Origin of the sequence: Janthinobacterium sp. AD80 (genome assembly GCF_002878455.1) — a bacterium.
Taxonomy (GTDB): Bacteria; Pseudomonadota; Gammaproteobacteria; order Burkholderiales; family Burkholderiaceae_D; genus Janthinobacterium.
Genome location: NZ_NRDQ01000227.1, coordinates 1 through 11124, shown reverse-complemented (window position 1 = coordinate 11124; position 11124 = coordinate 1). Strand labels below are relative to the sequence as shown.

At 68.5% G+C, this 11124-nt stretch carries 6 protein-coding genes; all 6 read left to right on the top strand.

Annotation, left to right across the window (positions count from 1 at the left end; all coding sequences use genetic code 11):
- Positions 1-25: 25 nt before the first annotated feature.
- On the top strand, positions 26-6133 hold the full coding sequence (locus JaAD80_RS27545; protein WP_258003224.1) for a filamentous haemagglutinin family protein: 6108 nt from the start codon (positions 26-28) through the stop codon (positions 6131-6133).
- 142 nt (positions 6134-6275) lie between these two features.
- A complete protein-coding gene (locus JaAD80_RS27540; RefSeq protein ID WP_258003223.1) occupies positions 6276-7913 on the top strand; it encodes a ShlB/FhaC/HecB family hemolysin secretion/activation protein in 1638 nt (545 codons plus the stop codon).
- 56 nt (positions 7914-7969) lie between these two features.
- Positions 7970-9751, top strand: coding sequence for a DUF2341 domain-containing protein (locus tag JaAD80_RS27535; protein ID WP_102299295.1), 1782 nt, complete (start codon positions 7970-7972; stop codon positions 9749-9751).
- A 13-nt stretch (positions 9752-9764) separates the two neighbouring features.
- Complete coding sequence (locus JaAD80_RS27530) at positions 9765-10175, top strand: biopolymer transporter ExbD (RefSeq protein WP_102299294.1); 411 nt, start codon at positions 9765-9767, stop codon at positions 10173-10175.
- 10 nt (positions 10176-10185) lie between these two features.
- On the top strand, positions 10186-10902 hold the full coding sequence (locus JaAD80_RS27525) for a hypothetical protein (protein ID WP_258003222.1): 717 nt from the start codon (positions 10186-10188) through the stop codon (positions 10900-10902).
- Positions 10903-10938: 36 nt separating this feature from the next.
- Positions 10939-11124, top strand: a 186-nt coding sequence (locus JaAD80_RS27520) for a hypothetical protein (RefSeq protein WP_146012573.1), incomplete at its 3' end; no start/stop codon positions are given.

Here is an 11124-nt window from a genome sequence, read left to right as displayed (position 1 = left end):
CCCTGGCCGGCGCGCTGGCGCCGAAGTGGCGCTGGACGGACGCAGCGTGACGCTCGACACGGCCGTGCTGCTGCCAAGCGGCAAGCTCAGCGTGTCCGCCGAACAGGACGTCGTGCTGGGCGATGGCGCCAGGCTCGACCTGGCCGGCCGCAAGATCGATTTCAACGGCGTGGCCAAGTACAGCTGGGGCGGCGACGTGGTGCTCGACAGCCGCCACGGCGACGTGCGCCAGGCGGCCGCTTCCAGCATCGATTTCTCCGCCGTGTCGAACCGCGCCGGCAAGCTGACGGCCACCGCGCTGGACGCGCAGGCGGGCAGCGTGGCGCTGCTGGGCAGCATCGCCGGCGGCAGCAGCGGCCACTACGACGCGGGCGGCACCGACGTGCCGTTCGCGGCTGGCGGCCTGGACGTGCGCGGCCAGCATATCGACGATTTCAAGGGACTGAACGGGCGCCTGAGCAAGGGCGGCGTGTTCGGCAGCCGCAGCTTCCAGCTCAAGCAGGGCGACCTGGTGCTGGACAGTGAACTGAAGGCGCGCGAAATCACCGTTTCCGTGGATGGCGGCCACCTGGCCGTCAACGGCACGGTCGACGCCAGCGGCGAACAGGTGGGCAGCATCCGCCTGGCCGCGCGCGACGGCGTCAGCGTGGCCGGCGGCGCGCTGCTCGACGCCCACGGCAGCGTGCTGCGGGTGGATAGCTACGGCAAGGTGATCGAGGCGCCCAACCGCGCCGTGATCGACATCGATGCCGGCAGCGGCCGCCTGGTGCTCGATACGGGCGCGCGCATGGACCTGCGCGCCGGCACCGCCGGCAAGGCTGATCAAATCGCTTCGCTGGGCACGCTGGAATTGAGCGCCCGACGCGTGGGCGGCGCCACCGGCAATGACATCGCCATCGATGCCGCCGGTCCGCTGGTCATCGACGGCGCCCGCGCCATCACGGTCAATGGTTTCTGGTCGTATAACGACGCCGCGCCTGGCATCGACGCCGGCGCGGACGGCCGTCCCTACCAGGTCATCGACCAGGCTTACCTGGACCGCAAGCACGACGACAGCGTGGCGTTCATGACGGGCGCCCTGGCCAACGACGGGCTGATGAATGGCCGCCTGTCCGGCCTGCGCAAGGACAAGGACGCTTTCCACCTGCGTCCGGGCGTGGCCATCCTCAGCGCCACGCCGGACGGCGACCTGCACGTCGATGGCGACATCGACCTGTCCGGCTACCGCTACGCCAGCGTCAATCCGCATACGCAGCAGACCGGCGTGGCCGGTTCCGGCGAAGCGGGCGCGCTGGTGCTGCGGGCCGGCGGCAATTTGAACGTTTTTGGCAGCATCAATGACGGCTTCGATGGCAAGGCCGTGCCGGTCACGCCGGACGACAAGGGCTGGATGCTGGCCAAGGGCCGCGTGCCGTTCGGCGCCGACGTCATCGTGCCGCATGGCCAGCTGGTCACGCTGGCCGACGACACCTTCTTCCAGTCCGGCCGCACCTTGAACTACGACTTGCCGATGAAGGCCATGAGCTTGCGGGCCGGCACGGCGCTGCCGTCGCAGGCCACCTTGACGGCCGAGGTGGAATTGCCGGCTGGCACGGTGCTGGGCGGCGCCGTGCGCAATGCCGCCGGCGATATCGTGTATGCGGCGGGCACCGTGCTGGCGAAGGCGGTCACGCTGGGCAGCGGTACGCAGCTCGACGCCGGCACCCGCTTGCCGGTGGGCATGTCCGTGGCGGCCATGACCTGGCCCGGCGGCGTGCCGCTGCCGTACCCGGTGGGCGCCGTCAGGGACACGCCCAGCCCCGACTACGATGGCAACGGTGAACCCGACACGCCCGCCAACGGCGTGGTGCTGGCCGGCGAACTGCAGCTGCGCAAGGGCGCGCTGGTGCCGAGCGAAACCTGGGTGCGGCTGCCTGGCGGCGCCGCCTCCGTGGCCCTGCGTCCGGCCGATGCCGATGGCAACCAGGGCCGCAACTGGGCGCTGGCGCCGATGCTGGCCAGCGGTTCGCAGTCGTGGTCGATGCGCCTGGTGGCGGGCGCCGATCTGCAGGCGGCCGATAGCCGCACGCTGCGCCCCGTGGGCGAGAACCGCAGTCTGCTGCTGACCGACCACCATTACGGCGTGGTCCTGGGGCCCAGCGTGCCGACGGTGGCAGTGCCGCCGATCGAGGGCGTGGCCGGCAATTTCTACTGGATCGGCGACTCGGCGCTGTATTTCAGCGCCGAGCCCGGCACCCTGATCAATGTCGACGATTTCGGTGGCGTCGAGGCCCTGCTGGAACTCAATAACATGAACCTGGGCGATCTGGTGACATGGCTGCCCGAAGGCGGCAGCTTCCCGACGGTGTCCCTGCCTGCGCGGCAGCAGCTGTTCAGCGTGCTGCGCACGGGCACGGGCGACCTCGACCTCCTGGCCGGCGGCAACTTCAACCAGAGTTCGCCGTACGGCGTGTATACGGCCGGTACCCAGGCGGCCAATGTGGCGGCCGCTTACCAGCTGCCGCGCGCGGCGGACCGCAACGGTTCCATCCTCGGCCCCGATGGCGACGCCTTCAAGCCCTATGTCGACGGTGGCGCGCAAAGCCTGTACCAGGCCTGGTATCCCGAGCATGGCGGCAACGTGCTGGTACGCGCGCAGGGCGACGTCACCGGCGACCTGGTGGGCGCCGGCTACAGCACCGAGCGTCGCCCCGACGACGTGGGCTATTTGCGGCCGCAGCAGGACAGCAGCGCCGTCGGCACCTGGCTGTGGCGCCAGGGCACCGGCAGCGCCGTCGCCCAGGGCGAGGGCGTGCCCACCGCCTGGTGGATCAACTTTGGCAGCTACGTGGCCGGCGGCATGGGCGCCAACTACCTGTACGAAACCCTGCCCGTGATGACCGGCTTTACCGGCATCGGCACCCTGGGCGGCGGCAATCTGGTGTTCGAGGCGGGCAAGGCCGCCGGCATGCTGTCGCCGCGTACCGACCAGGGCGGCAAATTCGTCATGCGCAGCCAGGGCCTGAACCTGGCGGTGGCCAGCACCGGCCGGGTATCGGCCGACGGTTCCGCGCTCACGCTGACCGGCGGTGGCGACCTGGACGTGCGCATAGGCGGCGGCCTCAATCCGGTGGCCGAAGTGCGCTCGTTTGCCGACACGACAGGCGAGATCACGCCGGATACCCGTTTTAGCGGCACGCGTGGTGACCTCAATAGCACCTTCGTCAACCTGCGCGGCGCCTTGCGCATGGAGGCGGGATCCGTGGGCGGCATCGAGCTGCGTTTCGACAAGGGCGACAGCCAGGAATCGCGCGCCTACCAGGTCTACACCGCCACCTCGTCCATCGCCGGCGGCGGGCCGGTGGTGGTGCCGGGCGACTCCGGCGTGCGCATCGATGCGCGCGGCGACCTGGTGCTGGGCGGCGTGGGCGATGCCGGCCGCGTCACCCAGATCAACAATGGCACGCCGTTCACGGCGAAGGGCGTGGCGCAGGACGGCGAAGGCTACAGCTGGTTCTCGCTGTGGACGCCGTCGACGGCGATCGACCTGTTCAGCGCGGGCGGCAACCTGACGCCATCGACGGCCTGGAGCGACGACCGCGCCAGCGGCAACCAGGCGTCCAGCGGCGGGCGTTTCGTGATGCCGTCGCAATTGCGCGCGGTAGCCGCCAGCGGCAACCTGTATATGGGCAACTCCGCCCAGGGCGCGACGGACAGCGGCACCAACACGCTGGCGCGGCCGGCCACCGGCCTGCTGCTGGCGCCGTCGCCGGTCGATGCGCATTTCACGCGCCGCACGCCGGGGCAGCTGGAATTGCTGGCCGCCGATTCGATCTACGCGGGCGCTTATTCGGTGACGGCGTCGGGCGCCGATCCGACCGCGCTGCCGAGCCCTTTCAATCCGGGCTTCGCGGGCGTTTCCGGCGTCACCGAATACGGCGACATGTACACGCATAACGTGAACCAGAATGCACAGGCGCCCAGTGTGCTGTTCGCCTCGCGCGAAGCGGGCGCCGCACCGCAGCGCTATCCGCTGTTCACGCTGACGCCGCCCACCGCCTCCGGCTATGCGGTGCAAAACCAGCTGCCGGCGCGCTATTACGCGCTGGCGGGCGACATCATCGGCCTGCGCACCGGTTCCATCATCACGCGCGGCGGCGGCAATGCGGCCAGCCACAGCACCTGGTACGAGGGCGCCGGTCCGGTCGACATCCGCGCCGGACGCGACATCGTCAACGCCGGCACGGCCCTGGGGCTGGTCGAAGTGACGCCGCAGGGCTTGCTGGGCTGGACGTCGGAGATAGCGTATGCCAATCCCCTGCTGCCGCTGCGGCCGACGGAAATCCGGGTCGGTTCGGCGCGCGGCAATCTGGCGCTGCACAACAATCCGGACGAAGTGTCGGTCGTGCGTGCCGGCCGCGATATTCGCTACGGCACCTTCTACGTGGGTGGCCCGGGCACGCTGGAAGTGACGGCCGGGCGCGATGTCTACATGGCCGACAGGGCCGAGCTGAAGAGTATCGGGGCAGTGACGCAAATCACGTCAGGCGAGCGCAGCAGCGGCGCCAGCATCGCGGTGGCGGCAGGGGTAGGGGCCAACGGCCCCAACTACGACGCCTTTGCCGCCCGCTATCTCGACGCCGCCAACCTGATCGAACCAGGCAAGTCGCTGGCCGACCAGCCCGGCAAGGCGGTGGCCGTGTATGGCGGCCGCCTGAGCCTGGCCGACTGGTTGCGCACGGAATTTGGCTACGGCGGCGACGCGGCGGGCGCGCCCGCCTTCCTGGCGGCGCGCCAGGGCGAGCTCGACAAGACTCTGCAGGCCAGCGCCAGCGGCGGCGCCAAGCGCGATTTGCAGCGCGAATACGGCCTGTCGAGCCAGCTGCACCTGGTCAATTGGCTGGAAACCCGCTACGGCGCCGGACAGCGCAATGGTGCCGGGCTGGCCTTCGATGCGGCCAGCATGGATGCGCGCAAGTTTTTCGCGGCCTTGCCGGCCGAGCAGCAGCGTGTCTTCCTGCGCAATGTCTACTTTGCCGAACTCAAGGCGGGCGGGCGCGAGTACACGGCGGCGGGCGGCGTGCGCGAAGGCAGCTACCTGCGCGGCCGCGAAGCCATCGCTACTTTGTTCCCGAGCAAGGATGCGCAGGGCAAACCCGTGACCTACGCGGGCGACCTGACCATGTTCAGTGGCGCTACCTACTATGCCGATGGTGCCGATAGCAGCAGCACCAGGCGGCCGCGCAAGGGCGTCAATTACCTGAGCCGCGAGCAATATGTGCTGAGGGGCGACGACCACGCGCCCGTGTTCGACCTGCAGGACGCCGGCATCCATACCGATTTCGGCGGCAACATCGACATCCTGACGCCGGGCGGGCGCACCCTGGTCGGGGTCGATGGCGGCTTCGTGCCGGGCGAAGGCTCGGGCGTGCTGACGCAGGGCGCCGGCGACATCCAGATGTATGCGCGCGACAGCATCCTGCTGGGGCAAAGCCGGATCTTCACCACCTTCGGCGGCAATATCCTGGCCTGGTCGGCGCAGGGCGACATCAACGCCGGGCGCGGCTCCAAGTCCACCGTGGTCTACACGCCGCAGCGCCGCGTCTACGACGCTATCGGCCAGGTCACCCTGTCGCCGACCACGCCGACGACGGGCGCCGGCATCGCCACCCTGAACCCGATCCCGGAGGTGCCGCCCGGCGACATCGACCTGATCGCCCCGCTGGGCACCATCGACGCGGGCGAGGCGGGCATCCGCGTCTCGGGCAACGTCAACCTGGCGGCGCTGCAACTGGTGAATGCGGCCAACATCCAGGTGCAGGGCAAGTCGACGGGCATGCCGGCCGTCGCCGCCGTGAACGTGGGCGCGCTGACCAACGCCAGCGCGGCCGCCTCGCAGGCCGTGACGGCGGCGCAGGACGTGCTGCAGCGCGAACGGGCCGCCACGCGCCAGGCGCAGCCATCGCTGTTTACCGTGAAGGTGCTGGGCTTTGGCAACGAGTCGGCCGATGACGCTGCCGCCGGCAAGGGACGCGATCCGCAGGCCTCGCTGTACCAGCCCGCCGGCGTGGTGCAGGTGCTGGGGGCCGGGCCATTGACGGCGCCGCAGCTGCAGGCGCTCACGCCGAACGAGCGGCGCGGCTTGCAGCCATGAGATTTATGAACATTTGATGACATTCGGCAGTCGCCGCGCGCGGCGGCTGTCTAGGCATCAGTAGATCAGCATTGGCAACAAAAAAAACGCCGGCCCAGCGCCGCAACACAGGGCAACCGTTTGATTTTAAGGTGAATGGAAGATGCGTGAAATGACAACCAAGGGCAGGGGCGTGCCGCCAGCGGCACCCGCGACGGCCCTGACGATGCTGTGCCTGGCCATGCTGGCGCTGCCCGGCATGGCGCGCGCGCAGGATGCGCCAGCCGCTGCGGCGGCACCGGCCGCGCCGGAACGCCAGGTGACCATCGAGGAATACCTGGTGCGCGGCAATACCGTGCTCGACGCCCGCGCCATCGAAGCGGCCGTGACGCCCTTCCTGGGGCCGGGCCGCACCCTGAAGGACGTGGAAGGGGCGCGCGACGCCCTGGTGGCCGCCTACCAGGCGCGCGGCTACCAGTCCGTCTACGTGGACTTGCCCGAGCAGCAGGTGGAGCAGGGCGTGGTGGTGCTGCAGGTGAGCGAAACCAAGGTGGGACGCTTGCGCGTGGTCGGTGCGCAATACAACTCGCCGCTCGACGTGCGCCAGCAGGTGCCGGCCCTGACGGAAGGTAGCGTCCCCGACTTTACCCAGGCGCAAGTGGAGCTGACGTCACTGAACCGGGGGCCGAAGCGCCAGGTGATGCCGCTGGTACGCCAGGGCGCGCTGCCCGGCACCATGGACGTGGATTTGAAAGTCGAAGACAGCAGCCCCTGGCGCGCCAGCGTGGGCTTGAACAACGATTACAGCGCGGATACGAAAAAATTGCGCACCAGTATGTCGGTGGGCCACGACAACCTGTGGCAGCTGGGGCATAGCGCCACCATCAGCTTTTTCGGCACGCCGGGCGACCTGAATCAGACCAAAGTGTGGTCCGCCTCGTACGTGGCACCGATCGGCACGCAGGGCTGGAGCGTGGAAGCGACCGGCTACAAGTCGAACAGCAACGTGGCCAGCACGGGCGGCACCAGCGTGCTGGGCAAGGGTCATGCGCTGGGCATGAAGCTCAACTACACGGTGCCCAACAGCGGCATCTGGTGGCACAGCTTTGCCGCCGGCATCGATTTCAAGGATAACCAGGAAGCGCTGAAATTGAACGGTGCCGGCTCCAGCGTTCCCTTGAAATACGTGCCGCTCAACGTGGCCTACAACGGCTATGCGCAGACGGACACGGCGACGTACGGCCTGGGCCTGTCGCTGGTGGCCGGCACGCGCGCCTCGTTCGGCTATGGCAGCGACGGCGCCGCCTATGACAACAAGCGCTACAAGGCATCGCCCAGCTTCCTCGTGCTGAAGGGCGACGCCAACACCACCCAGACCCTGGGCAGCGGCGCGCAGCTGCATGGCCGCCTGTCGGGCCAGCTGGCCGACGCGGCGCTGGTGTCGGGCGAGCAGATGGCCGCCGGTGGCGCCAATTCCGTGCGCGGCTACCTGTCGGCCGAAGCGACGGGCGACTACGGCATCTCGGGCAGCGTCGAATGGCGTACGCCCCAGCTCACGTATTTCAGCCGCCTGGAAAACTGGCGCCTGTTCGCCTTTGCCGATGGCGCGCGCCTGCGCTTGCGCGATCCGCTGCCGGAACAGAAAGACCTGTTCGGCCTGGCATCGGTGGGCGTCGGCAGCAGCTTCCAGTTCCTGCGCTACCTGAATGGCCGCATCGATTTTGCCTACCCGCTGCGCGATGGCCCGCGCACGCACAAACACGTGCGGCGCATCCATTTCAACCTGTCGGCCAGCTACTGACGGGCCGGCTCACCAGCACCGCACTTTTCTAGACTTTTCTTCGGAGAATCACTGTCATGCAACGTTTTCTTTTTTTGCTCACGATCCTGGGCACGTTTGTTCCCGGCCTGGCGCATGCCTGGTGGCAGCCCGACTGGGCTTACCGCAAACCCGTCACCGTCGATGCCGGTCCCAAGGCGGGCGCCGTGGGCGGCGATCCGGGCCGCATTCCCGTCCTGCTGCGCTTGCACTCGGGTAATTTCAACTTCGAGGGCGTCAGCGACAGCGGCGCCGACCTGCGCTTCGTGGCGGGCGACGACAAGACCGTCCTGAACCACCAGATCGAGCAGTTCAACCCGCTGCTGGGCATCGCCCTGATCTGGGTCGACGTGCCGGCCCTGGCGGCGGGCACGCCGCAGCAGCTGTGGATGTACTACGGTAATCCAAAGGCGCCCGCTTCCGGCAATGGCCAGCGCACGTTCGACCCCGACTACAGCCTGGTGTACCACTTCGCCGAACCTGGCGTGCCGTCGCGCGACAGCACCGCCTACGGCAACCATGCGCAGACGGCCGTGCCGGCACTCGAAGGTTCCGTCATCGGCGCGGGCGCCCGCCTGGGCACGGCACCGTTGATGCTGCCTGCCTCGCCATCGCTGGCGCTGGCTGCCGGCGCGCCATTCACCTTCTCGGCCTGGGTGCGTCCGGACAGCCTGGGCGCGCGGCAAGTGCTGTATGCACGCCGCGATGGCGCCAATGAATTGCTGATCGGCGTAGACCAGGGCGTGCCCTTCTTGCAGGTGAATGGTCAGCGCAGCAAGCCGGGCCAGCCGATCCAGGCCGCGCAATGGTCGCACCTGGCCGTCAAGGCCGATAAAAACAATGTGGCGCTGTATGTGGGCGGCCGTCCGTCCGTGTCGCTGGCCACCGCCCTGCCGGCGTTCGCCACGGCGGCTTCGGTGGGTGCCGACGCGCCGCCGGTTGCCTCCGGCGTCGCCACCCTGAACAACTTCACGGGCGCCATCGACGAACTGCGCCTGTCGCGCACGGCCCGTCCCGACGCGCTGCTGCTGGCCGATGCCGTCTCGCAAGGTTCCGAATCGCGCCTGGCCGTGTTTGGCGCCGATGAACAGCAGGCGGGCAAAAGCCATTTCGGCTTCATCATCGCCGCCATGCCGCTCGACGCGTGGATCGTCGTTGGCGTGCTGGGCCTGATGATGGTCCTGTCGTGGATCATCATGATCGGCAAAGGCCGCAGCTATGGCGCCATCGCGCGCGCCAATGCGCAATTCATGCAAGCCTTCCACGAAGGCGCGGGCGCGCCGCTGGACCACTTGGCGCGCAATGGCAAGCTGAGCACCAGCGTGAAGACGGATTCCTCGCTGTGGCGTTTGTATGACGTGGCCATCGATGAGATGCGCCGCCGCCACGACCGCGGCTACGACATGAGCGCCGTGTCGAACGCGACCATTGGCGCCATCCGCGCCGCCATGGATGGCGTGATGGTGCGCGAGAGCGAACGCATGTCCAAACGCATGATCTGGCTGTCGACCACCATCGAAGGCGCGCCGTATGTCGGCCTGTTCGGCACCGTGATCGGCATCATGCTGGTGTTCGTCGTGGCCGCCATGGCCGGTGCTGTGGACATCAACTCGGTGGCGCCGGGCATGGCCGCCGCGCTGCTGTGTACGGCGGCGGGCCTGGGCGTGGCGATTCCCGCCCTGTTCGGCTACAACTGGCTGTCCTCGCGTTCGGACGCCATCGTTGCCGACATGGCCGTGTTTGTCGATGAATTCGCCACGCGCCTGGCGGAAGAGCAGGGCGACGGACGCCAGATGCGTCCCGCGCTGCACCAGGCGTGAGGGGCGCATAACCATGGCCACCTCCGCCAAGTTTACCCCCCGCAAGCGTAGCGGCGGCATCAACATCACGCCCTTCGTCGACGTGCTGCTGGTGGTGCTGGTGATTTTCATTCTGACCAGCAACGCCAGCATTCCCGGCATCAAGGTTGACCTGCCCAAGGCCAGCTCCGCCATGGCGCTGGAAAAGCCGAAGACCAAGGCCGTCACCATCGACAACGCGGGCCAGATCTTCCTCGATGCCTATCCCGTCACCCTGCCGGAGCTGGAAGAGCGGCTGCGCACGGAAAAGGCGCTCACGCCTTACTTTCCCGTGATCGTGCGCGGCGATGCCGCCGTGCAATACGCGAAGGTGGTCGAAGTGCTCGACTTGCTGCGCCGTATCGACCTGAACCAGGTCGGCCTGGTGACCGGCAAGCCGGCATGAGGAGCGCAAGGTGAAGCGTGACGACATGACAAGGATGGCGGCCTCGGAACCGTCGGGCGCCGCGCAGTGGTGGCGCCGCTGGGGCGGCGTGGCCGGCGGACTGCTGCTGGCGGCGGCATTGGCCGCGCTGGTCTGGTATTTGCTGTCCGACACGGCGGCCACCAAGCGCGAAGTGGCGGCCACGCCGATGCTGATGCTGCCGCCTCCGCCGCCACCGCCGCCGGAACCGGAAAAACTGCCGGAACCGGTACCCGACAAGGTGGTGCCGCAAGTGTCGGAAGCCGAACCGGTGCCGGCCGACAAGCCCAAGGATGACGCGCCGGAAAGCCCGTCGCCGGACAAGGGCGACCCCGTCACCATCGATGGCGCGGCGCAGGCTGGCAGCGACGCGTTCGGCATCCAGGCCGGGCGCGGCGGCGGCATGAGCGGCAGCGGTGCCGGCGGCGGCCTTGGCGCAGGATCGTATGGCCGCTATGTGGCCAATGCGCTGCAGCTGGCCTTTGCCCGCGACCCGCGCACGCGCCAGCTGGCGTTCAACGATATCCGCGTCGACCTGTGGCTCGATGTGGACGGCAAGGCAACGAAAGCGCTGCTGGTGCAGGGCACGGGCAATGCGCAGACCGACGAGCAGGTGCTGGCCATGGTGCGCGACTTCCGCGCCGATGAGCGGCCGCCGGCGGCGCTGCGTTTCCCGGCGCGCGTTTCGATCAAAGGCCGCCGGCCATAGCGTCCCCAATTCATCTTAATTTTAGCGAAAGACACAATGAATTCCTTATTTTCTTCCTCACAGCGCACGCACCGCCTGCCGCTGGCGCTGGCCGCCCTGGCCCTGAGCGTGGCGGCGGGCGCGGCGCAAGCGCAAGCCACCGCCGTACCGGCCGACAGCACCATGGTCAAGCTGATCCGTGGCCTGATCCAGAGCGGCGCACTGAACAAGGATGCCGGCGAA